Origin of the sequence: Roseibium sp. MMSF_3412 (genome assembly GCF_030733265.1) — a bacterium.
Lineage (GTDB): Bacteria > Pseudomonadota > Alphaproteobacteria > Rhizobiales > Stappiaceae > Roseibium.
Genome location: NZ_JASHJI010000025.1, coordinates 73219 through 95780, shown reverse-complemented (window position 1 = coordinate 95780; position 22562 = coordinate 73219). Strand labels below are relative to the sequence as shown.

The 22562-nt window shown below is 57.7% G+C and carries 23 protein-coding genes; 8 read left to right on the top strand and 15 right to left on the bottom strand.

Annotated features, from left to right (window positions below):
• On the top strand, positions 1-1903 hold a 1903-nt coding region (gene flgK, locus RBB49_RS27735), incomplete at its 5' end, for a flagellar hook-associated protein FlgK (protein WP_306146221.1).
• Positions 1904-1911: 8 nt separating this feature from the next.
• Entirely contained in the window at positions 1912-3447 is a 1536-nt protein-coding gene (locus RBB49_RS27730) for a flagellar protein (RefSeq protein ID WP_306146220.1), read from the top strand.
• Between the two features lie 81 nt (positions 3448-3528).
• Here the strand turns inward: RBB49_RS27730 and flaF are convergent, their stop codons facing one another.
• The 10 genes from flaF to RBB49_RS27680 all read right to left on the bottom strand — a co-directional run bounded on the left by flaF (position 3529) and on the right by RBB49_RS27680 (position 13391).
• Entirely contained in the window at positions 3529-3912 is a 384-nt protein-coding gene (gene flaF / locus RBB49_RS27725; RefSeq protein WP_306146219.1) for a flagellar biosynthesis regulator FlaF, read from the bottom strand.
• Entirely contained in the window at positions 3794-4288 is a 495-nt protein-coding gene (flbT, locus tag RBB49_RS27720; RefSeq protein ID WP_306146218.1) for a flagellar biosynthesis repressor FlbT, read from the bottom strand. The genes flaF and flbT overlap by 119 nt, the downstream gene beginning before the upstream one ends.
• 91 nt (positions 4289-4379) lie before the next feature.
• On the bottom strand, positions 4380-5873 hold the full coding sequence (locus RBB49_RS27715; RefSeq protein ID WP_306146217.1) for a flagellin: 1494 nt from the start codon (positions 5871-5873) through the stop codon (positions 4380-4382).
• 292 nt (positions 5874-6165) lie between these two features.
• Positions 6166-7659 (bottom strand): flagellin, encoded by a 1494-nt coding sequence (locus tag RBB49_RS27710; protein ID WP_306146216.1) that lies wholly within the window; start codon positions 7657-7659, stop codon positions 6166-6168.
• Between the two features lie 292 nt (positions 7660-7951).
• Complete coding sequence (locus RBB49_RS27705; protein ID WP_306146215.1) at positions 7952-9103, bottom strand: flagellin; 1152 nt, start codon at positions 9101-9103, stop codon at positions 7952-7954.
• A gap of 229 nt (positions 9104-9332) precedes the next feature.
• Positions 9333-10484, bottom strand: coding sequence for a flagellin (locus tag RBB49_RS27700; protein WP_306146214.1), 1152 nt, complete (start codon positions 10482-10484; stop codon positions 9333-9335).
• Positions 10485-10829: 345 nt separating this feature from the next.
• The gene (locus tag RBB49_RS27695) at positions 10830-11225 is read right to left on the bottom strand and encodes a hypothetical protein (RefSeq protein ID WP_306146213.1); all 396 of its coding nucleotides are present in this window, start codon (positions 11223-11225) and stop codon (positions 10830-10832) included.
• A 218-nt stretch (positions 11226-11443) separates the two neighbouring features.
• The gene (locus tag RBB49_RS27690) at positions 11444-11938 is read right to left on the bottom strand and encodes a flagellar protein FlgN (RefSeq protein WP_306146212.1); all 495 of its coding nucleotides are present in this window, start codon (positions 11936-11938) and stop codon (positions 11444-11446) included.
• Positions 11935-12246 carry a rod-binding protein gene (locus RBB49_RS27685; RefSeq protein ID WP_306146211.1) on the bottom strand — a complete coding sequence of 104 codons (312 nt, stop codon included), beginning with the start codon at positions 12244-12246 and terminating at the stop codon, positions 11935-11937. Before RBB49_RS27685 ends, RBB49_RS27690 begins: the two co-directional genes overlap by 4 nt.
• Positions 12246-13391, bottom strand: coding sequence for a flagellar basal body P-ring protein FlgI (locus RBB49_RS27680; protein ID WP_306146210.1), 1146 nt, complete (start codon positions 13389-13391; stop codon positions 12246-12248). The genes RBB49_RS27685 and RBB49_RS27680 overlap by 1 nt, the downstream gene beginning before the upstream one ends.
• A 316-nt stretch (positions 13392-13707) precedes the next feature.
• Here RBB49_RS27680 and RBB49_RS27675 point away from each other — a divergent pair, with 316 nt between their 5' ends.
• Positions 13708-14130, top strand: coding sequence for a flagellar assembly protein FliX (locus tag RBB49_RS27675; protein ID WP_306146209.1), 423 nt, complete (start codon positions 13708-13710; stop codon positions 14128-14130).
• Between the two features lie 162 nt (positions 14131-14292).
• A complete protein-coding gene (gene dksA, locus RBB49_RS27670; protein ID WP_306146208.1) occupies positions 14293-14709 on the top strand; it encodes an RNA polymerase-binding protein DksA in 417 nt (138 codons plus the stop codon).
• Between the two features lie 96 nt (positions 14710-14805).
• Here dksA and RBB49_RS27665 read toward each other — a convergent pair whose 3' ends face one another.
• The 5 genes from RBB49_RS27665 to flgF all read right to left on the bottom strand — a co-directional run bounded on the left by RBB49_RS27665 (position 14806) and on the right by flgF (position 19111).
• Positions 14806-15573 carry a lytic transglycosylase domain-containing protein gene (locus RBB49_RS27665; protein ID WP_306146207.1) on the bottom strand — a complete coding sequence of 256 codons (768 nt, stop codon included), beginning with the start codon at positions 15571-15573 and terminating at the stop codon, positions 14806-14808.
• Between the two features lie 246 nt (positions 15574-15819).
• The gene (gene flgH, locus RBB49_RS27660) at positions 15820-16569 is read right to left on the bottom strand and encodes a flagellar basal body L-ring protein FlgH (protein ID WP_306146206.1); all 750 of its coding nucleotides are present in this window, start codon (positions 16567-16569) and stop codon (positions 15820-15822) included.
• Positions 16569-17552 (bottom strand): flagellar basal body P-ring formation chaperone FlgA, encoded by a 984-nt coding sequence (gene flgA / locus RBB49_RS27655; RefSeq protein ID WP_306146205.1) that lies wholly within the window; start codon positions 17550-17552, stop codon positions 16569-16571. Before flgA ends, flgH begins: the two co-directional genes overlap by 1 nt.
• Before the next feature lie 14 nt (positions 17553-17566).
• Positions 17567-18349, bottom strand: a complete 783-nt coding sequence (gene flgG / locus RBB49_RS27650) for a flagellar basal-body rod protein FlgG (protein ID WP_306146204.1) — start codon at positions 18347-18349, stop codon at positions 17567-17569.
• 21 nt (positions 18350-18370) lie between these two features.
• Complete coding sequence (flgF, locus tag RBB49_RS27645; RefSeq protein ID WP_306146203.1) at positions 18371-19111, bottom strand: flagellar basal-body rod protein FlgF; 741 nt, start codon at positions 19109-19111, stop codon at positions 18371-18373.
• 276 nt (positions 19112-19387) lie between these two features.
• Between flgF and RBB49_RS27640 the strand changes: the two genes are divergently transcribed.
• From RBB49_RS27640 to RBB49_RS27625, 4 genes are read left to right on the top strand one after another with little or no spacing between them, the layout of a single operon-like run.
• A complete protein-coding gene (locus RBB49_RS27640) occupies positions 19388-19900 on the top strand; it encodes a flagellar basal body-associated FliL family protein (protein WP_306146202.1) in 513 nt (170 codons plus the stop codon).
• 8 nt (positions 19901-19908) lie between these two features.
• A complete protein-coding gene (gene fliM, locus RBB49_RS27635) occupies positions 19909-21141 on the top strand; it encodes a flagellar motor switch protein FliM (protein ID WP_306146201.1) in 1233 nt (410 codons plus the stop codon).
• Positions 21138-21749, top strand: coding sequence for a DUF6468 domain-containing protein (locus tag RBB49_RS27630; RefSeq protein ID WP_306146200.1), 612 nt, complete (start codon positions 21138-21140; stop codon positions 21747-21749). Before fliM ends, RBB49_RS27630 begins: the two co-directional genes overlap by 4 nt.
• Positions 21746-22483: a MotE family protein gene (locus RBB49_RS27625; RefSeq protein WP_306146199.1), complete on the top strand. Its 738-nt coding sequence runs from the start codon at positions 21746-21748 to the stop codon at positions 22481-22483. Before RBB49_RS27630 ends, RBB49_RS27625 begins: the two co-directional genes overlap by 4 nt.
• Positions 22484-22562: the final 79 nt, after the last annotated feature.

Genomic DNA, 22562 nt, shown 5'->3' with positions numbered 1-22562 from the left:
ACCTGCTGGCGGTTCCGGCGTCGTCGCGTCCGTTAAAGGAGAACCCGCCATGGGTCTTTCAAGCGCCCTGAACACTGCGGTCTTCGGTATCACCTACAATCAGCGCCAGCTGGATGTGACCGCAAACAACATCGCCAACGCGGACACGGTCGGTTATTCCAAAAAGACAATCTCGGCGAAGGCGTATTTCGACGGGCAGGGCAATGTTGCCGGGCTTACCGCCACCGAGATCACCAGAATTGTCGATGAAAAGATCCAGGCGGACTATTTCGGTTCGCTTGCAGACACGAATTACGCAAAACAGATCTCGAGCTTCACCGGCCGGCTTGATGAAATATTCGGAACGATCGGCGACAATGCCGGGCTGTCAACGCTGGTGGGAAACCTTTCTTCCGCGCTTTCGTCGCTGATGAATGATCCGAGCAATTACACGGCACAGCAGGAAGTGATTGCGGCTTCCGAGGCTTTTGCGCGTGAGCTGAACAGTGCTTATGAGCGGATCAGCGATCTGCGGCAGGAAGCAGATGACTCGCTGTCGCTCCAGACCCAGACCGTCAACAACCTTCTGACGAGTATCGAAGACATAGATTCCGCGATCCGGGACGCGACACAGTCCAATGTGTCGACGGCGGATATGGAAGACGAACGCGACCGGCTGATCGAACAACTGTCCGGATATCTCGACATTGAAGTTTCCGACGGCGCAAACAACACGCTCTTCATTCAGACCGCGGACGGTCAGCAGCTCTATTCGGACGGCCAGGCATCCACCCTGAGCTTCGTCACGACACACTCGCTGCAGCCTGGCGCCGCCGGTCAAACCGTGCTGGCGACAACACCCGGCGGATCGACCTATGACGTGATCGCTGCGTCCAATTCCGGCGCAATGATCGCGACAGCGGAGCTGCGGGACGAAATACTGGTGGAAGCCCAGAGGCAGCTCGACACGATTGCCGCCGAGATCTCTCTTGCGTTTTCGAATGTGCCGGTGGATAGCGCCGCTGCCACCGTCGGGCCCGATGACGGTTTCGATCTGGATGTTTCAGGTCTGCAGCCGGGAAACACGATCACTCTGGAATACACCGATACCGGCGGCGTCGCGCAGACGATTACCTTGCTGGCCGTGTCCGATCCGAGCCTGCTGCCACTCGATGACACGGCAACGGCAAATCCGAATGACACGGTGTTCGGGATCGACATTTCAAGCGGCACTCCGGCGACCTATATCACGAACATCACGGCGGCCCTTGCGGCGACGGGTCTTCAGGTCAGCAACAACGGGTCTGATGAATTGCGCGTTCTTGGAGATGCCGGTGCGCCCACAAGTGTCCAGAGCCTTGGGGCCAGCGTCACGGTCACGGCCGACAGTGACCAGGGGCTCGGGCTGGCGGTCTTTGTGGATCAGCGTGCGGGCACCGAGCTGTTCTCGGACGCCCTGGAGTCCGGAGGCCAGCGCGTCGGTTACGCGGCCGGCATCAGCGTCAACCCGGCCCTTGTTGCCGACAGTTCGCTGTTGATCGACTACCAGACGACACCTTCTGCAAATACTTCGAATGATCCGGCGCGCCCCGAGTTCCTGCTCAATGCGCTGAGCCAGGGTGTTGTCTATTTCGACCCGGAGGCCGGGATCGGCAGTACGGACTCCCCCTTTGAGGGAACGGTGATCAGCTACGTCAACAACACGATCGCTTTTCAGGGCAATCAGGCCGAGGACGCAAAGACCTTTGCCACAGCCAAGGAGACGCTGACGGTCAACCTCGCAGTCCGCTACGAGGAAAGCTATGCCGTCGATCTGGATACCGAGCTTGCCTTCATGGTGCAGCTTGAGAACGCTTATGCGGCCAATGCCCGGGTTATGCAGACCATCAAGGATCTCTTCGATGAGCTTCTGAATATCGTTTAAGGTGCGAAATGACTTTCTCGACAATCACGACGTCACGGTCCTATCTCACGCAGCAGCTTGGTGACCTGAGCAGCCTGCTGTCGGAGAAGACCACGCAGCTGGCCACCGGCAAGGTCGGCACCACTTACGGCGAGATTGGCGATAACAGGCTTCTGGACATCCAGCTGACGCAAAAGGTCAGCCTGATTGAAAGTTACCAGGAGACGATCACCATATCCAATCTGCATCTGGAAACCCTGTCGATGTCCCTGGAGCGGCTGGAATCGTTGCGCCAGGATTCCAAATCGGCCCTGGATAGCAATGATTTCATCCTGCAGGACGATGGTCAGACACAGACGCAGACGCGCGCCGAGTTGCTTCTGACCGAGGCGCTGAACATTCTAAACACCGAAATTGCCGGCTACTACATCTTCGGCGGAACCGATGCCATCACCGATCCCGTGGCCGCCCTTGATGCGATCATGAAAGGGGAGGGAGGGCTTGATGGCCTGGAGACCTATCTCAGCGAATACCAGCAGGCCAATCTCGGCGCATCCGACAACGGACGGCTGACGATTTCACCGCTGACGACAAACTATGCCGGCCTTGTGCCAACCGACTCGACCTTCACGATCGCCGAAGATGGCGCGCATGACTTCGGTTTCGACATCTCGAGCGTTACCTCAACGCTGACCAATGCGACGCTCACAGGACCGCTCGGGGCGGATCCGGACAGTTTCGACGTTCAGTTCACGGGGCAGCCGAACCTTGGCGACAGCATCACGGTCGAGCTCACCCTTCCGCCAACACATACCGAAACCGTAACCATTGAGCTGACCGCCGCTTCGACAAACGAAGTTGAGGGAACATTCGCGATCGGCCTCGACCTGGAAGAGACGGCACAGAACCTGCTCACAGCCCTGACCGACGAAATCGAGAATCATGCGCAGACGACCCTGCGGGCGGTATCCGACGAATGGGCATCGGACGAGTTCTTTGCCACTTTTTCCGGCGCGGTACCCATGCGGGTCGACGGTCCTCCGTTCGACAGCGCGACAGCTCAGGTATCCGGGGCGTCGACCACCGTTGAATGGTATACCGGGCGCAACACGGCAACGACCGATGCACGGGCCGACAAGAATGCGGTCATCGATTCCAACCTGACCGTGAGCTACGGTGTAAGGGCCAACGAAACACCCCTGAAAGAACTCGTGCAGTCACTGGCGACCTTTGTTGCTGCCGATTTTTCCGGCGGCACACAGACGGATGAAGAGTATTACAACGAACTGTCGGCCAATTTGCGTGGCATCCTGCAGCCGGTTGGTGTTGACCAGTCCGGGATTGTCGATATTGCGACCGACATCGCAATCACGAACAGGACCGTCTCGCTCACGAGCGAGAGACATGTTCAGATGAAGAGCACCTACGAGGGAACGATCGCCGAGATCGAAAGCATCGACCAGAACCAGGTCGCCGCGGAGATCCTTCAGCTTCAGAACAATATCGAGGTGTCCTACCGGGCCTCTTCCATTGTCTTCAACCTCAGTCTTTCCGACTATCTCTAACACTTCGGGGTCAGACCCGCGTTTCAAACAAAAAAGCCGGGTATCTGACCCGGCTTTGCTCGTTTTCGTCTTGTGCGAAGATCACTCGGTGGCTTCGGCGCGTGCACGTAACCCTTCCGCAATCGCCCTGTTTATGCTGATGAGCGAATTGATCTTGTCGGGATTTTCCGTCGTTATCACGGCAATGGTCTGCTTGAAAACAAACACGGCAAGCGATGCGATATTGTTCTTGATGTCCTGCGGCAACTGGCTCTCATCGCTTGTTGCCGAGGTTACAAGTATGCTCCAGAGCTTCCGATTATAGACCAGCGCATCGTCTTTTTCTGCGAGCGAGGACTCTTGCCATTCATCCTTGATCAGCTGCAGCCGGGCTGCGGCTTTCATCAGCAGATTCGCTTCCAGTTCCCTCGGTGACACCGCCACCTGGCTGGTTTTCTGGTAAGCTTGCGCTGCCTGTTTGTACATGACCGATCAGCGTCCCTTCATACTCGATGAGCTTGCGTGCTTCTTTCAGTGCTTTATAGAAGGCGCCGGTTAGGATGGCGTTACTAATTCTTGTAACGTAAGGAATCGTACTTGGCGCCGCCTTCACAATGTCGTTTACGAGAGTGAAGTAATTCTCCTGAATTCTCTCCAGATCCGTGGACAAATACATGAGCTGAACGGCCAGGTAGACACGTTTCGCCGGCGTATCCGCTGTGGCGGGCGTGAGAATGTCCTTTTCTCGCAGAATGGGAGCCTGGCCTTCGATAAACAGACGGGTCCGCTGATTGTCATTTGTGATGACACTGTCACCAATGATAATCCTTTCGCCCGGTTTTAGCTCGACCTTGAGCGCCATTCCTTGACCTCCACGCTTGAGTATCGCCGTCAAACACTAACAAATTGGTTAACGTGTTTGGCCGATACCTTAATGCTTTTCACCCAGGCTGTTAACCGAACAGGCTCAAGACGCTCTGGTCTGCCTGGTTCGCGAGCGACAAGGCGGTCGACGAGAGCTGCTGCCGCGTCTGCAGGGCAAGCATGTTTGCGCCTTCCTCGTTCATGTCCGCGATTGTCAGCTCACCCGCGCCCACCTCGAGAGTGTTGATGAGCTGTTGTGTGAAATCGGTTCTGATTTCAACCGTCGAGAGAGACGTACCCATGGATCTCGCCGCCGTCCTCAGTTCGTCCAACGCAGCATTGATCGCCTGAAGCGTTCGGTCAATATCGGTGTCTGACTTGAACTCGGATGCCGCCGCCGACAGGCCGACAGTCCCTGAAGTGCTGCCGAGCGTTGTCCGGTTAAAGTCCGTGTTACTGCTTGTTATATCAAAGGAAACTTCACCGATCAGGCTGATGCTGCCGCCCGAGAACGATGCATCCAGACCCTTTACGTTGTCGATGAAGCTGACGAGGTCGCTTACGGTCGTTTCATCATCGATTTCAATCGAGGCCGGTTCGAAGCCATTGCCATCGGTGATGGTGATCGTGTCGCCGGCCTGGAACCCACCGGAGGTGACCAGTGTTGAAGTCGAACTCAGAGCGCTGACCGTCAGCGATGTTGTCGTGCCACCGGTTGCACCGCCGTCGGTCGCTGTTCCACCGCCCGCATTGTCCTTGGAAATGTGGATCGGACCGGAGGTGCCGCTCGTGATGTTGATCGAGTCGGTCGATTCGTCGAAGCTCGTATGGACACCGTCCAGATCGTTGAGCGCGTCGACATAGTCCTGAACGGTCGTGATGTCGGTTCCGACGGTTAGTGTCGTCGTGCCGGAGCTGTCCGTAATGGTCACCTGGTCACCGTTTGCCCAGTCGCCGAGGTCGGTCAGGTTCGAGGACGCCTGCAGACCGGTGAGTGTCAGTGATCCCGTGCCGCCAAAAAGGTTGAACGAGGCCGTGCCGGTACCGCCCGTGTCAAGATCATCAAGGTTCAGTCCGTCGTCGAGTGTGGTATCCGTGAAGTCGACAGGTTCGACTGTCAGATTAGATGTACTGTCTTCGTTGAAGATGACTTCCAGTTCGTTGCCTGCGCCGGCGAGAAGGTTCTTGCCCTTGTAGCTGGAGTCGCGGGCCATGTCCTCGATCTGCTCGAGAATGTCGTTGTACTGACTGGCGAACTGCTTGCGCTCGAACTCGCTGGATGTCTGAAGTGCCTGGTTGGCAATGGCTTTTGCCGACTCGACGAGTTTCGTGATCGACGTGATGCCCTTGTCGGCCGCCTTGATGGTCTGGACCGCCTGTCCCATGTTGTCGAGCAGATTGGAAAGATCGCTCGCCCTGTCGTTCAGTGACTGCGCCGTAAAGAAGGAATTCGGATTGTCGAGCGCCGTGTTGACCTTCAGGCCGGTGGCCAGACGTGTCTGGGTGATCGATTGCAGATCTGCCGTTTGTTTGAGCGACAGAAGATTGTCCCGGACCGCGCTTGATAGAACAATATCAGACATCAGACTTCACCGCTTTTCTAATTCAGTACCCGCCGAAAGTGCTTCTTACAGACCAACGAAGTTGAGCATGCACGCTCGACGTAAATCTGAATGGAAAGTTAATCGGTCACGCACTGATTAACGCGATGTAAATAATAGTTACCAAAAGCTTTCTTTTAACTAGCTGAAAAATATGGGAAATTTCTTAGAAATTTGCACTGTATTCGGAGGGTCAAACGATAACGGCGGGCCTTGAGCCCGCCGTTTCTGTTTGTCAGCTTGTGAGTCGTGCGTCTGACTGATTCTTCTAGACTTAGAAGAGGGATAGCACTGTCTGGTCCGCCTGCGATGCGAAGGACAGTGAGGTCGATGCAAGCTGCTGTCTGGTCTGAAGTGCCAGAAGGTTCGCACCTTCCTCGTTGGTATCGGCCAGGGTCAGAAGACCGGCACCTTCCTGCAAAGTATTGATCATCGTCTTCGTGTAGTCTTGACGAATTTCAACAACAGAGAGGTTGGTACCAAACTCGGATGCTTGCGATCGAAGGTTCGACAGGGCGGTGTTTAGTCTGTCGACAATCCTGTTGACGTCGCTGTCGGTCGCAAATCCTGAGTCCGAGATCGCATCCAGCACGATGCCGTCCGTGTCCTGCGTGAAGCCGGTGGCATTGAAGTCCGCGTTGTCACTTGTCAGTGTGAGATCGGTTTCCGACGTGATCGTGATACGTCCGGACGAAGTGCTGAAGCTCGCGTCGACACCGTTGAAATCACTGATGAAGTTTTCAAGGTCGTCGACCGTCGTATCAGCCTCGATTTCCAGAGATCCGAGCTCGAAATCGTTGCCATCTGTCAGTGTCAGCGTGTCGCCGACGGCGTAAGAGCCGGAGTCGACAAGCAGGGCCGAAGTGGTTGCAAATGCCGTCGCGGCGACTGTCAGGCCGGACAGGCCGGCACCGATTGTGCCATCGGCAACGTAGAAGTCTTCGTTACTGTAGATGGTCAGTTCGCCGGTACCGTTGTCGAATTCTGCACGGACACCTGACAATGCGTTCAAACCGTCCACCAGGTCCTGAACGCTGGAAGCACCGGTTACCGCGCCCAAGGAGGCCGGGGCCGTTCCTTCGTTGTTCACGAATGTGAGCGTGGTGGTTGTCGACGCAACCGCCGTGGCGTCTCCGAGGACCGAGCTGCTGTTCAAGGCAGCCCCGCTTCCATCTGTCAGTGCAAGCGTGACTTTGCCGCCCTGCAATTGCAGTGTGCTGGTGGAACCCTGACCTTCGGCAAGATCGGAGAGGTTCAAACCGGTGGAGAGGGCGGTGTCGGTGTAGTCGACGGATTCGATGGTCTGTTTCGACGTGGCGTCTTCGTTGAAGATTGTCGTCAGATCGTTGCCGACGCCGCCAAGAAGGTTCTTACCCTTATAGGAACTGTCTTTCGCAACGTCTTCAATCTGTTCCAGAAGGTCGTTGTACTGGGCGGCAAAGGTCTTGCGCTCATACTGGCTCTGGGTCTGCAGCGCCTGGTTGGCTTTCGCCTTTGCGGATTCGACCAGATCGGTGATGGTCTGAATACCTTTGTCGGCTGCCTTGATCGTCTGCAGGGACTGTCCCATGTCGTCGAGCAGGTTGCTCAGATCACTTGCGCGGGAGTTCAGGCCCGATGCGGTGAAAAACGAATTCGGATTGTCGAGAGCCGAATTGACCTTAAGACCAGTCGCCAGTTTATTCTGGACGCCGGACATCAGGTCTGCGGTGGATTGAAGTGTGAGAAGGTTCTGCCGCACGGCAGCTGACAGGGTGATGTCCTGCATCTTAGATATCCCTTTCCTGGGTCAACTAACTACTTCCGCTCTTCCTGAGCCGATTGATTAGGATCATCTCCTGTTAACCCTAATCATTGGTTAATTGGATGGCATTATAGGGTTAATGACGTCTTAACGCCCTGATTTGGAAAGAGAAATCGGCAGGAATCCGCAGTTGCGGGCCCTGTCGACGACGGGCAGGGTGGCGCCTGCGAAAGAGGCTTCAGTACATGTGCGGGAGGGAATCAAAAAAGGCGGGCCGAAGCCCGCCTTGAATGAGTCTTTGAAAACGCTTGCTGGTTTAGAAGAGACGCAGCACGTTCTGGTCGGCCTGCGCTGCCAGGGACAGCGAGGTTGATGCCAGGGACTGCTGGGTCTGAAGCGCCAGGAGGTTTGCACCTTCCTCGTTGGTATCCGCCAGGGTCAGCTGACCCGCACCTTCCTCAAGCGTGTTGATCAGGGCATTGGTGAAGTCCTGACGGTTTTCCACGATGGAAAGGTTGGTACCGAACGTGGATGCCTGGGCACGCAGCGTGTCCTGCGCCCGGGTGAGGGCGGACAAGACATTGTCGATGTCGGTATCGGTTGCAAAGCCGTTTGCTGTTGCCGGCGTCACGGAGACGTCCGCCTGAGCACCATCCGAAGACAGTGTCACACCAATGTCGGATGTGATGACAATGCCGGTGCCGACGGTCGCCGAGATGTCGCTGCTCGAATTGCCAACGAAATCCGCAACATCCTGAACGGTCGTGGTCGCCGTGATTTCAAGCGAGCCAAGCTCCGTGCCGGTGCTGTCGGTCAGCGTCAGCGTGTCACCTGCGGCGAAGTCATCATCCGACACAACGGTTGCGCCAGCCGTAAGGGCAGCCGCACCGGCGGTGCCGTTTGTCAGCGCCAGCGTTGCCGTGCCATCAGCTGCCACAGCAAGATCAGATAGATTCAGGCCGGTGCTCGAAGCGGTGTCGGTGTAATCGACAGCCGAAATCGAAAGCGAAGACGTGCCATCTTCGTTAAAGATCACCGACAGGTCGTTGCCCGTGCCGCCCAACAGGTTCTTGCCTTTGTATCCGGCATCCTTCGCCAGGTCTTCGATCTGGGTCAGGAGTTCGTTGTACTCGGCAGTGAAATCCTTGCGTTCGGACTGGCTTGACGTCTGCAGGGCCTGGTTGGCCTTTGCTTTTGCAGCATCAACAAGGTCGGAGATTGCGCCGATGCCTTCGTCGGCCGCTTTCAGGGTCTGAACCGATTGGCCCATGTCGTCAAGCAGGGTGGAAAGGTCACTGGCGCGGTTTTGCAAGCCCTTCGCGGTGAAGAATGAGTTCGGATTATCAAGAGCCGAATTCACCTTCTTGCCCGTTGCAAGTCGCTCTTGCACGTTGGACATGAGATCGGAAGTTGCCTGGAGTGCATTCAGGTTCGAGCGCACCGCGCTCGACAGTGTAATGTCAGTCATTTTGTTTCCCTTCTAGGAATACGAGATACGGAACCCTTCCTGGGTTCGAGGCTCATCAAACGACCGAATTTGAAAACAAGCTCTAAAGATGTTTGGTTAGCGTGGCTTAACCTTAACGCTCTGTAACTAGACGCATTTCATCTTGCGTGTCTTACAAAAAAGAAGCGGCGGAGCATGTGTCCGCCGCTTCGCTTGTTTCAGCCGGGTCACGCCCGGACGATCGCGTTTCTTAGAAGAGCCGCAGCACGTTCTGGTCGGCCTGCGCTGCCAGGGACAGCGAGGTTGATGCCAGTGTCTGCTGGGTCTGCAGCGCCAGGAGGTTTGCACCTTCCTCGTTGGTGTCCGCCAGGGTCAGCTGACCCGCGCCTTCCTCAAGCGTGTTGATCAGGGCCTTGGTGAAGTCCTGACGGTTTTCCACGATGGAAAGGTTGGTACCGAACGTGGATGCCTGGGCACGCAGCGTGTCCTGTGCCCGGGTGAGGGCCGACAGTGCATTGTCGATGTCGGTGTCGGTCGCAAAGCCGTTTGCGGTGCCCGGGGTCACCGAGACGTCCGCCTGAGCACCATCCGAAGACAGTGTCACACCAATGTCGGAGGTGATGACAATACCGGTGCCGACGGTGGCAGAGATGTCGCTGCTCGAGTTGCCAACGAAATCCGCAACATCCTGAACGGTCGTGGTCGCCGTGATTTCAAGCGAGCCAAGCTCCGTGCCGGTGCTGTCGGTCAGCGTCAGCGTGTCACCTGCGGCGAAGTCATCATCCGACACAACGGTTGCGCCAGCCGTAAGGGCAGCCGCACCGGCGGTGCCGTTTGTCAGCGCCAGCGTTGCCGTGCCATCAGCTGCCACAGCAAGATCAGACAGATTCAGGCCGGTGCTCGAAGCGGTGTCGGTGTAATCGACAGCCGAAATCGAAAGCGATGAAGAACCGTCTTCGTTGAAAGTCACCGACAGGTCGTTGCCCGTGCCGCCCAACAGGTTCTTGCCCTGATATCCGGCATCCTTCGCCAGGTCTTCGATCTGGGTCAGGAGTTCGTTGTATTCAGCAGAGAAATCCTTGCGTTCGGACTGGCTTGACGTCTGCAGGGCCTGATTGGCCTTTGCTTTTGCAGCATCAACAAGATCGGAGATCGCGCTGATACCTTCGTCGGCTGCTTTCAGGGTCTGAACCGATTGGCCCATGTCGTCCAGCAGGGTGGAAAGGTCGTTGGCACGGTTTTCCAGACCTTGTGCGGTGAAGAATGAGTTCGGATTATCGAGAGCCGAATTCACCTTCTTGCCCGTTGACAGGCGTTCCTGAACAGAGCTCATCAGCTGAGAGGTTGTCTGAAGAGCGATCAGGTTCGTCCGCACTGCACTTGAAAGTGTAATGTCTGCCATTACAGAGTTCCTTCTGTTTTGAAAGCCATTCTTCCTGAATGACAGCTGAACTCTGACGGTCGATATTGTATTAAATGATAATATATTTGGTTAGCGTGATTTAACCTAAAGTATTCGTGAATCAATATCGTAAATTTATTTGGTTAATTGGTTAATTCAACGATTTGAATTATTTTAACTTTGAATTTTAACCTTGAACTAGACTCAGCGTTAGCGGCGTATCGCTCTGAAAACGATCACGGAATCCGGTTCAGCTGGCAAGATGTGATGGCAGAAGAGAAGGAAATGCGCGCCTGGGAGGTGCGCAGTCGGTCATTTTTGAAAAGTGGAGGGCGGTGCGCTCGTTTACACGGTCCGCTGCAGATTGGATGCAGGTGCCTGTGTGGCCTGCGTTTCGATCGACTCTGCATAGGCGCGCAGCCGGCGGAGCGTTTCGCTCGGCACCTGACGAACCACTTCACCGGTATCGGTGTTGGTTGCCTGATAGATGACGCTGTTGCTTTCCGGGTCGACGACGTTGCGGCGGTCCAGTTGCGGGGTCACGCTCTCAAAGAGGGATTTGCCGTCGCGGCCATTCTGAGCTGCACGTTGGCTTTCACTTGAATCGGCTGAAGGGCCGACGGTTTCCCGTGCAGGCAATTCCGTCCTGGCGGCCGGCTCGTTCTTTTCTGGAGCCCGTGTTACCGGCGTGATCGCCGTGTAGGTCGGCGATGGCGGCCGGGCAATTCCCGTGTCCAACATCTTTCCCTCCGGGATACTCAAAACAAACACCCGTACAAATTCGAACTTAACGTAAGGAAATGAATCTTCTGTTAACGAAATGATTAGGAATTACCGGATTGTCCGATCCGCGAATCAGGATTTTGATTCGCTGTCCCGGTCTTCTTGCTTCGTACGGACGCAGAAAAGCCTCCCGGCTCGGGAGGCTTTTCAATGCCTGGATGACAGGCCTCCTCTGATCAGAGTGCCTGATTGACCGCGATGCCACGGGCGGATTGGGGGCCGGACGGGGCCGCGCCGTCACGTCCATAGGTGGTCGGCGCTGAGGCGTTTTTCGCACCCGCTGCCTTTGCGACGGTAGAAACCAGACTGTTGGCGACGTCGCGTGCGGTCGACAGGACTGCAAGGTTTATTCGAAGGACAGGCTGGAACTCGCCATGCTGACGCCGCAAGGACTGGGTTGCCGCTGACGAGAGATTGCCAAGCGCGACCGCATGTTCTTTCGCCGCCATCATGCCGCGGGTGTATTCATGAATGAGCCGGGCCTTGTCGGGCTGCAGTTCACCGGCTTCCTTGAGCTTGCCGGCTCTGACAAGGTCGGTCTCCATTTCGATGACCGACAGAAGCGCTTCCATGGTCCCGGACAGGGCCGCGCAGAAATTATCCGCTTCCTGTTTGCTCGTGGGCCTTTCCAGAGAAAACGGAAACGTGTTGGAATTCGGCTGTGCTGTCATAGAGCCCCCTCCTGCAGATTCAGCAATTCGCGTTCGACGCTGTCGGCAAGGCCAATTCCGCCCGCCTCGGCAATGGAACGCGCATATTCGTCGATCAGGAGATCCTGCCAGGCGTCGGAACCGGTTCCGCCACCCCAGGTGCCCCCCTCGTTCAGTCCGGTGAACATGTTTTGCAGCATCGTGTTCAGGAAAACCGCTTCGAATTCCTCGGCCGCTTCGCGCACCGCACTCTTGTTGTTCGTGTCGACGCCGCGGAGCGATGCCATCGGGTCCGGCCGGTTGGTATATGCTGCCGTTGTTTCCAGCATCACAGCACCTCGATCTCGGCCTGAAGAGCGCCTGCGGCCTTGATCGCCTGAAGGATGGAGATCATGTCGCGGGGACCGATGCCCAGAGCATTCAGACCGTCAACCAGTTGCTTCAGCGTGATGGTTTCCGGAACGATTGCCAGTTTCGTGCCATCCTCGTCCACGCCAACTTCGGAGCGTGGGACGACAACCGTCTGACCATTGTCGGCGAAGGGCAGTGGTTGGGACACTTGCGGTGTTTCCGCGATCGTGACCGTGAGATTGCCTTGCGCAACGGCGACCATCGACACTTTAACGTCCTGTCCCATGACGATGATGCCGGAGTTCTCGTCAATGACGATCCGTGCGGCGAGGTCCGGTTCGACGATGAGCTGCTCGATATCCGTGAGCAGGTCTACAATGTTGCCGTCGTAGTTCATGGGCAGATCAAGGCGCACCGTTCCCGGATCAAGCGGTTCGGCGGTCGGCATGCCGATCAACTCGTTGATGGACAGGGCGACGCGCCGCGCCGTGGTCAGGTCGGGATTGCGCAGCGCAAGACGCAGCGAGGTGAGGGAGGCGAGTTTGAATTCAAGCTCGCGTTCAACGAGACCGCCGTTTGCGATCCTGCCGGCAGTCGGCACGCCGCGCACAACCGACGCAGCATCCGCCTGAACTGAAAAGCCGCCGATTGCCACCGATCCCTGCGCGATTGCGTAAACCTCACCATCGGCGCCGACAAGAGGCGTGACCAGCAACGTGCCTCCCTGAAGCGAGTCCGCGTCGCCGAGCGCGCTGACATTGACGTCGATCCGCGTGCCCTGGGTTGCGAACGGCGGCAGGTTTGCCGTTACCATGACCGCCGCAACCGTATCGGTGTTCAAGGCGATGTTCCGGGTGTTTACACCCAGACGTTCCAGCATGGCCTGCAGGCTTTGCTGGGTAAATGGCGTGTTGTTGAGGGAATCGCCCGTACCGTTCAATCCAACGACGAGGCCGTACCCGATCAGCTGGTTTTCGCGGATGCCTTCGAAATCCGCGATATCCTTGATCCGGGAGGCTGCATGCGTTGAAGTCAGGCTCACGGCAGCTCCGACAATCGCAAGCCCTGCAACAAGCAGCACCTGTGCCAACCGTCCTGAAATTTCCCTGCGCAATTCTCGCATCACTGTTCTCGGTTCATTTTTTCCGGTCTGGTTGCCGGATTACCCACGTTGCGCTTTCCTATGCGAAAGCCGTGCCACCTGGGTCCGGGAACAGGCATTTTGGCGCAAGTCCCGGTGTTCCGTAGGAAAATCGGGCGCAAACAGGCGTTTTCACGTAGCTCGTGACGAAACTGGTTAATGAAACCTTTTTCCCGGTCGGCAAATATTGCCTCGTGCGCAAGGACTCATTTACCCTTGCCGGGAGTTTTGACAGGCGACACGAGAGATCCGGAGCATTTTCGGCCGAGACAGGATCCAACCAGGCTGAAAGATCGTCATGCGCATCACAGGCAACAAACCCGTTACGGGAGTCCAGGGCAAGGGGGCACGGAAGAAGTCCGCGTCCGGTGCCGAAGAATTCAAACCCGATCTGGGCGCTGATGTCGCTCAATCGACGCAGGTTGCCGGCGGCAACGCGATCCAGGGAATGGATGCCCTGCTTGCGTTGCAGGAGGTCGATGAACGCGCCGAACGCCGCTCCAGAGCGGCAAGACACGGGCATTCCATGCTCGATTCGCTTGAGGCCGTGCGGGCCGACCTGCTCGCCGGCGTTGTCTCCGAAGCGCGCCTGGAGGCGCTTGCAAGTCAGGTTGCCGAGCGCAAATCGAGCGGGGACGACCGCGTTGATTCGGTACTGGAAGAGATCGAATTGCGAGTGAAAGTTGAACTCGCAAAGCTTGGCCGTTTCACGGACAGGTGAAGGAAAAACTTGGCCTTAATTTACGGTGAAACTCGTTGATTTGCGCGCAACAAATTGAAAATTATGACATTTTTTTAATGATATTTTTCAAAAATGAACCGTTGTCGCCTGATGGAAGCGGCTATATATTGCGCGCGGCCTAACGGTAATCCGGAGCTATCGATGACGGTTGAAATTGAGTCTGACTATCGTCCCTCTGAACACGAGCCGTTTATGAACGACAGGCAGCGCGAGTATTTTCGAGACAAGCTGCTTGCATGGAAAGATGAGATTCTGAAGGAAAGCAAGGAAACGCTTACCAACCTTCAGGAAGAAAGCCAGAACCATCCTGACTTCGCCGACAGGGCGTCTTCTGAAACGGACCGCTCGATCGAGCTGCGCGCTCGGGACCGGCAACGCAAGCTGATTTCAAAGATCGACGATGCTTTGGAACGGATCGCGGACGGGAGTTACGGTTATTGCGAGGAAACCGGCGAGCCGATTTCCCTGCGGCGCCTCGAGGCAAGGCCGATCGCGACCTTGTCGATCGAGGCACAGGAGGCGCATGAGCGTCGCGAAAAAGTCTATCGCGACGACTGATTTCCAGAAACGGCGGGCCGGCCGGATGCGGTTGGCCTGAACACCTTCAGGGCCTTCCCGAACCGGGAAGGCCTTTTTCATGTCTGCCGGTTTCAGTCAGTTGGCGATCTTGTCCGCCATGACCGAAATCGTCTGGACGTAGACACTCGCCTTGTTCCATTCCCTGATCACCCGGTAGTTTGCTGTGCCGGGCCCCCAGGGCTGTCCCCGGCGCCATCCCTTTTTCTGCAGATAGTTTGCCGTGGAGGCAAGGACATCGGGCACCGACCGGATCAGATCCCGGCGGCCGTCGCGGTCATAGTCAACGGCATACTTCATGTAGGAGGAGGCGAGAAACTGCGTTTGGCCGATTTCACCGGCCCATGCGCCGCGCATTTCTCCTGGGGTCATGTCGCGCCGCTGGACAATCTTGAGGGCGTTGACCAGTTCATTGGTGAAGAATTTCGAGCGCCTGCAGTCATAGGCCAGCGTTGCGAGGGACTGCAGGACCGGCATGTTGCCAAGATAGCCGCCGTAGTTTGTTTCCAGGCCCCAGATGGCCAGGATGACGGGGGCAGGGACGCCGTATTTCTTCTCGATCCGGTTGAACAGCCGCGCGTATGTCTTGCCAAGTTTCTGGCCGCGGCGGATCATCGCGTTGTTGACGCGCTTTGCGTAGAACTGCTGGAAACTGAGCTTGAACGACTTCTGGTTCCGGTCCAGCCGGATGACCTTGGAGTTGTATTTCACGTTCTGCAATGCGGATTTGACGGTTCTTTGCTTCAATCCGTAGCGTTTGGAATTGGCAATGAAGTCCTGCTTCCAGGCTTCGAACCCGTTTGGTCCGTTTCCACATGTGGCGGCCAGGACTGGTGTAGTCGACAAAAACAAAAAGCAAACGACAGTCAAGAATAGCGGGCGCATGGTGCCTCCGGTTACCTGAATCGATCCAGTCTATTCTATTGAAAAAATGACGCTGCGTCATATCAGAAAAGCGATTTAGATCGAAAAACGAGAACGGGCACGGCACTCGGGGAGCGAGATGCCGTGCCCGTCGTCAGCCGCCCCGGGCAAAGCTTCTAGAACACTTTGACCAAGGCTGGCCGGGGGACTGAATTCGGTATGTCCTGATCAGAAGGGCAGCAGGATATCCAGGACCTGGTTGCCGACACGCGGCTGCTGGACCGTCGTGATCTGGCCACGGCCGCCGTACCCGATCCGGGCCTCGGCGATCTGCTCGCTGGCGATGCGGTTGTTGGCGGTGATGTCTTCCGGTCTGACGATACCGGCAACGATGAGCTCACGAACCTCGAAGTTGACGCGCACTTCCTGCCTGCCCTCGATCACGAGATTGCCGTTGGGCAGGACCTGGGTCACCACCGCGGCGATCTGTGTCTGCAGCGTTTCCTCGCGGTCGACGCTGCCTGCGCCCTGGAAGCTGGAGTTGCTGCCGACATTCGCAAGGTCGCTGGCGGCGGTTCCGGCCGGCAGGAAGATCGTGTCGATGGCCGTTCCGAGCGCACCGCCCACACCTGCGCCGCTCGATTCGGTCCGGTTGCGTTCCGTGGTGTTCTCGATTTCAGCTTCGTCGTCGATGGTGACCACGACGGTCAGAATGTCGCCGACCTGGCTGGCGCGCTGGTCCTTGAAGAAGGCGCGGCTGCCTGACTGCCAGAGTGAGTTTGGATTGTAGTGCACCTGCTGCGGTTCGGGCATGGGCATCTGGACCGGCCGGTAGCCCGGGGTCGTGGTCGGATCCTGGATCGCGTTGAGGGCAGGCTGCTGGCCAACCTGTGCAAGCTGATCAGCGGTGCTGCATCCGGCAAGCAGGGCAGTCAGGGCGATGCTTGCCATCAGGTGTCTGTGTCGGGAAGTCAGCATCAGTTGGTCTCGCTGTTCAGGCTTGCAACAACAGGATTGGCGGTTTGAACGCGCACCTGGCCGCGGGAGGTTACAATGGCCGGCACGATGCGGCGGGACTGGAGGTTCATGACATCAATGACATCGCCTTTTGCGCCGTCGTCGAGCGCCTTGGCCCTGGACGTGAGCTTCAGGCCGGGCATGTTGAAAGTGACCGTCACCTTGTCGCCGCGTCCGACCAGAACCGGGTGCTGGAAGGTTCTGCGCGAGAGCGGGGTGTTCGCCCTGACGTTGGTCTTGGCTTCCTTGCCGACAATGTCGTCCGGCGAGAAGACCGCACCGGTTGGAACGCTCGAGCGGACCATTCGAATGTTGGTCAGATCCTCTTCCTTCAGAAGATCGCCACGCCGCAGGGGCTGGGCAAGAACCATGACCTCGACCATCTCCTGGGCTATTCCGGAAAGGATCAGGGCTTTGGACCCGTTCTCCACGGACACCGTTGCCCGAATCACGAACCTGCCGTTGGCTTCCGTCCATTCAACGCTATCGAACCGCACGGGATCGGCGACCTTCGGGTCGGCGAGAATCTGGGCCGGCGCGTGCAACAGCGTCACGTCGAGGCTGTCATGATCAATTGCGGCATTGCGCTGGGCGAGGGCCTTCTTCACAAGGTCTGCCAGATGCTCCCTGTTGATCCTGGTTGCCCCGCGATGGACGATCACCGTGCGCAATCCGTCCGTTCCGGCGGATGTCAGGCCAGCCGCCCGGGCGCGTTCGGCAACAAGGTTCGCGGCGACATTGCCCGATGTGCCCATGTCCGGAGATCTGAACAGCGGCTTTTCGGCATGTGCCCCCGCATTGGAATAGAAGTCGCCGACCGTGACGATTTCAGACAGCGTCTTGACCTGGGAGCGCAGGACCGGCGGATTGTCTGCCAGCGCCGAGCAGCAGGCGATGCCCGTTAACAGGATGCCAAGCGCGGCCTTGTAAAGCTGTGTCATCATCTCAGCCATCCCGGTTAGCGGAGGTTCGTCGTGGTCGAGTACATCTCGTCTGCGGCCTGGATGATCTGGGAGTTCATCTCGTAGGCGCGCTGCGCCGCGATCAGGTCGGAAATTTCCGTCACCGCGTCGACATTGGACATCTCGAGGAAATACTGCTGCAGACTGCCAAATCCATTGTCGCTCGGGTTGCCGGTTTCCGCGGCGCCGCTGGCATCCGTTTCCAGAAACAGGTTGTCCCCGATCGCTTCAAGCCCGGCCTTGTTCACGAAACGCGCGAGCTGGATCTGACCGAGCTGCTGTGTTGCGCCGGTGTTGTCGACACCCTGAACCGAGCCGTCGTTCGATATGGTCAGGTCCTGAATGTTCTCGGGAATGGAAATGCCGGGATTGACGGTGTAGCCGTCGACCGTGACCAGCTGTCCGTCCGCATCCCGTTCAAACGATCCGTCACGGGTATAGCCGGTCGTTCCGTCCGGCAGGTCGATCTGGAAAAAACCTTCGCCCCTGATGGCAATGTCGAGCGCGTCATCCGTCTGTTCGAGCGAGCCTTGCGACATGATGCGGGCTGTGGAGGCAAGCTTGACGCCCGAACCGATCTGGACGCCTGTCGGCACGATCGTGCCGGCATCCGACGTCTCCGTGCCCATCCTGCGCAGGTTCTGATAGAGGAGGTCCTGGAAGTCGGCCCGTTGTTTCTTGAAGCCCGTGGTACGCATGTTGGCCACGTTGTTCGAGATGACCTCGACATTCTGTTCCTGCGCCTTCATGCCGGTTGCGGCGATCTGGAGTGCTTTCATTGTCCTTGCTCCCTAGTGCCGTCAGGCCTGAATCTTGCCGAGTGTCGCGATTGCCTGCTGGCGCAGTTCGTCCGCGTCCTTCAGCATCTTGGAAACGGATTCGTAGGATCGGGTGATCTCGATGAGGCGGGTGACTTCAAAGACGCCATCGACATTCGACTGCTCCAACGCCCCCTGCACAATCCGCGTATTTTCAGGGATCTGGGGATCTTCACCCGTGAACGTGGTTTCCCCCCGTTTCTCCAGATCCTGCGGCCTTTCAAATGCAACAACACGGATCTGGCCCCGGTTGCCGAGTTCCGTGGCGATGGTTCCATCCTGTGAAATCTCGACAAGGCCGTCTTCCGCGGTGAAGGTGATTGGTCCTGCTGATGTCAGGACCGGCCAACCTTCGGACGACATGAGCTGCCCGTCCGTATTCAGGTGAAAGGCACCGTTGCGCGTGTAGGCCTCGGTGCCATCGGCAAGCTGAACGACAAAAAAGCCGTCACCTTCAAGCGCAAGGTCATAGTCGTTGCCGGTTGCCCTGAAGCTTCCATTGGTAAAATCCGTGTGCGTGGCGTAGTCGAGAACGTAGGAAAGCGTTTCGTCCTGCGCCTGGAACTCGGTCGCCCTGGCGACCGGCATCATGTATTCCTCAAACAGCAGGTTCTGCGTCTTGAAGCCTGACGTGTTGATGTTCGCCATGTTGTTGGCGATCACGTCCAGCTGATTCCGCAAGGCGGCCTGACGCGACAGGCCAATGAATAGTGCGTTCTCCATGTGAACGGCTCCTTTTGCTCCCCGAAGAGCCAGCCAATCTCCCCAGACCGCGGGCTCGTTAAGGTTAATGCATGCGGCGTGCCAGTTTTTAAATCCTTGGGAAATCTGGGTAAAAACGAAACGGCGAGGGTGCGTGCGGCAAGAGATTCCGGCAGAAGTTAACCACCTGGCAATATTTGCCCGGTGACTCGCGTTAATGGCTGGTAACCATTCGTTAACCTTTAACTCTTTAGTAATAAATACCGCGCGCGAGCGCTGAATTATGCGGAGTGCGACATGGCTGACGAAACCGCAGCTGCCGACGACGTCGAAGAAGACGGCGGTGGGGGCGCAGCAGGTGGGAAGAAGAAAAAGCTGCTCTTGTTCGGCGGGATCGGGCTGGTCGTTCTGCTGGCCGCAGGAGGCGGCGCCTACTACTTCCTGATGGGGTCCGAGGCTCCGATGATGGTTCAGGGCGACACGGCCGAGCCGATCGAGGTTCAAAAACCCGTTGTGTTCTTCGATCTTCCGGAAATGACGGTGAACCTGGCGACGGAAGGCCGGACGACCTACCTGAAGGTGCGGATCGCGCTCGAGGTTGAAAATCGCTCCATGATCGACCAGATCCAGCCGTTCCTTCCGCGAATTCTGGATGCGTTTCAAATTTATCTGCGTGAGTTGCGCCCCGCGGACCTGGAAGGGTCTGCCGGTCTGTTCCGTTTGAAGGAAGAATTGCTCAGACGGATCAATCTGTCGGTCTACCCGGCAAGAGTAGAAGGGGTTCTGTTCAAGGAAATCCTTGTTCAGTGACACATTGAATGGCTGACAGCGACGACGAAGATCTGTCCGAAGAGGACATGGCCGATGCCTGGGGAGCCGCACTCGCAGAGCAAGGCGCCGGTGACGATGATGACGACCTTGCCGCAGCCTGGGGGGCTGCGCTAGAGGAGCAGGGAGCCGGGAGCTCGGACGACATGGCCGCCCAATGGGCGGCAATGATCGACGACAGCGAGCCGGACCTGGAAAATGCCACGCGTGGCGCGGACCGTGTTCTCAACCAGGAGGAAATCGACAACCTCCTCGGCTTCAATATCGAGGACACAATCGCAGGTGATCAGAGCGGTATCCGCGCACTGATCAACTCGGCGATGGTCTCCTACGAGCGGTTGCCCATGCTGGAAATCGTGTTCGACCGGCTTGTCCGGCTGACCACGACGTCCTTGCGCAATTTTACCTCCGACAACGTGGAAGTTTCACTGGATTCCATAAGTTCGGTCCGTTTCGGCGACTACCTCAACTCGATTCCGCTGCCCGCGATCCTTGGTGTTTTCAAGGCGGAGGAGTGGGACGGTTTCGGCCTGATAACCGTTGAATCCAGCCTGATCTACTCAATCATCGACGTGCTGCTCGGTGGCGGGCGAGGCACGTCTGCGGTCCGGGTGGAAGGCCGCCCCTATACGACAATCGAGACGGGTCTCGTGCAGCAGATGGTTGCGCTGATCCTGCAGGATGCAGAGCAGGCATTCGCACCGCTGTCGCCGGTCCATTTCAACCTGGAGCGCCTGGAAACCAATCCGCGCTTCGCCGCCATCTCGCGCCCTGCAAACGCCGCTATTCTCGTCGAGCTCCGCATTGACATGGAAGACCGGGGCGGTTCGGTCGAGATCATGATGCCCTACGCAACTCTGGAGCCGATCCGCGATCTGCTGCTCCAGATGTTCATGGGTGAGAAATTCGGCCGCGATCCGATCTGGGAAGGCCATCTGGCCAGCGAAATCCACGCGGCGGAAGTCGAGGTCGATGCGGTGCTTTACGAAACGCATCTGCCGCTGAGCCGCGTGCTCAGCCTGGATATCGGCCAGACCCTCGTGTTCGACGTGGATCCGGCGGACCCGGTCACGATCAAGTGCGGCAATGTCCCGCTGACGGAAGGCACGCTGGGAAAGGTCGAGGATTCCATCGCGATCAGGGTCGCAAAGAACCTGCGCAAGCCGAAAATGACCCTGGCCGCTTTCGAGCGCGCCATGCAGAACGAAATGGAGCAGCCATGAGCACTTTGCCAATCGGAATGATCATTGAAGGCTTGGTCGCGGTGCTGTTGCTCATCACGATCGGGTATTGCTGGACGTTGAACCGCCGTCTGCAGCGCCTGCGCGCGGACGAGGAGGTCCTGCGGGCCACGATTTCCGAACTCATGACCGCGACAGAGATTGCCGAGCGCGCGATACTCGGACTGAAAACGACGGCGGCTGAGGCGGACAAGGTTCTGGGCACGCGTCTTAAGCAAGCGGAAACCATGTCCGGCAGCCTCGCTGACCAGATCGGCGAGGGTGAGAAAATCTTTACCAGAATTTCGCAGATTGCAGAGGCTGCGCGTGCCGCGTCTTCGCATCCGGAGCCTGCGCCGCGAGCCGAGGCATATGCAGTCCGGTCGCCTGTGGAACCTGTCGAGCATGTGCCGCAACCGGCCGGCTATGCCGCGCCGCCTGCGCAAACCGTGCAGCCTCACCAGGTTGCGCAACCCGCACAGGTCGCGGCGGCTCCGGTCTTCGAGCCGGAGCGCAAGCGCACAAGCCGTGCGGCGGACATCAGCAGCGCGGCGGCCGAAGCGACCGCAAGACTTGAACAATTCCGCAGGCGGAACGGTGCTGCTGCATGAATTTGAGACTGCTGCCATTGTTGGGTGTTTCCGCGAGTGCGCTGCTCGCGTTGAAGCTGCTCGGGTTCACCTTCGGACCCGAGAGCGGAAGTCTGCCCATCAATGGCGCAGTCGCGCAGGAGACGCCTGCCGAGGGAGAAGCCGCCGGCGAGACAATGTCTGCCGAGGTCGACACAATGCCAGTGCCGCCGGCCGGCCCGACCGAGCCTGCATTGCCGGTGCAGCCCGTGTTGCCCGACAATCTGGAGATTGGCGGCTCGGCGGCCGAGCGGGCCGTTCTGGAGAGTCTCGGCAGACGCCGCGAGTCCCTGCAGGAACAGAAAGGTCAGCTGGATCTGAGAGAAAAACTGCTCCAGGCAACAGAAGAGCGGATCCAGAAGCGGGTCGACGAGTTGAAAGTGCTTGAGCAGCGCATCGAGGCCGTGGTCGAGAAGAAACGGCAACAGGAACTGGACGAAGTCGCCGGTCTGGTCACCATGTACGAAACGATGAAGCCGAAAGACGCGGCCAGGATCTTCAACCGCCTGAGTCTGCCTATCCTGCTCAAGGTCGTGCGCCAGATGAAACCGCGCAAAATGGCTGATGTACTGGCAAAAATGTCGCCCGAGGCTGCGGAGCGTCTCACGGTTGCAATCGCAAGCAACAGTTCGGCTCCCGCGCTGGCGGCTCCGGCCGCGCAGGCACAAGCACAAGCGCCCGCCGAGGACATGCTTCCGAAGATACCGTCAAACTAGCATCGTTCCGGAAGATCCAGAGGGGGGGGCGATGAACCCGGAAACTGCCATATCGCGGATCTGGAATTGCAGGAGGGGC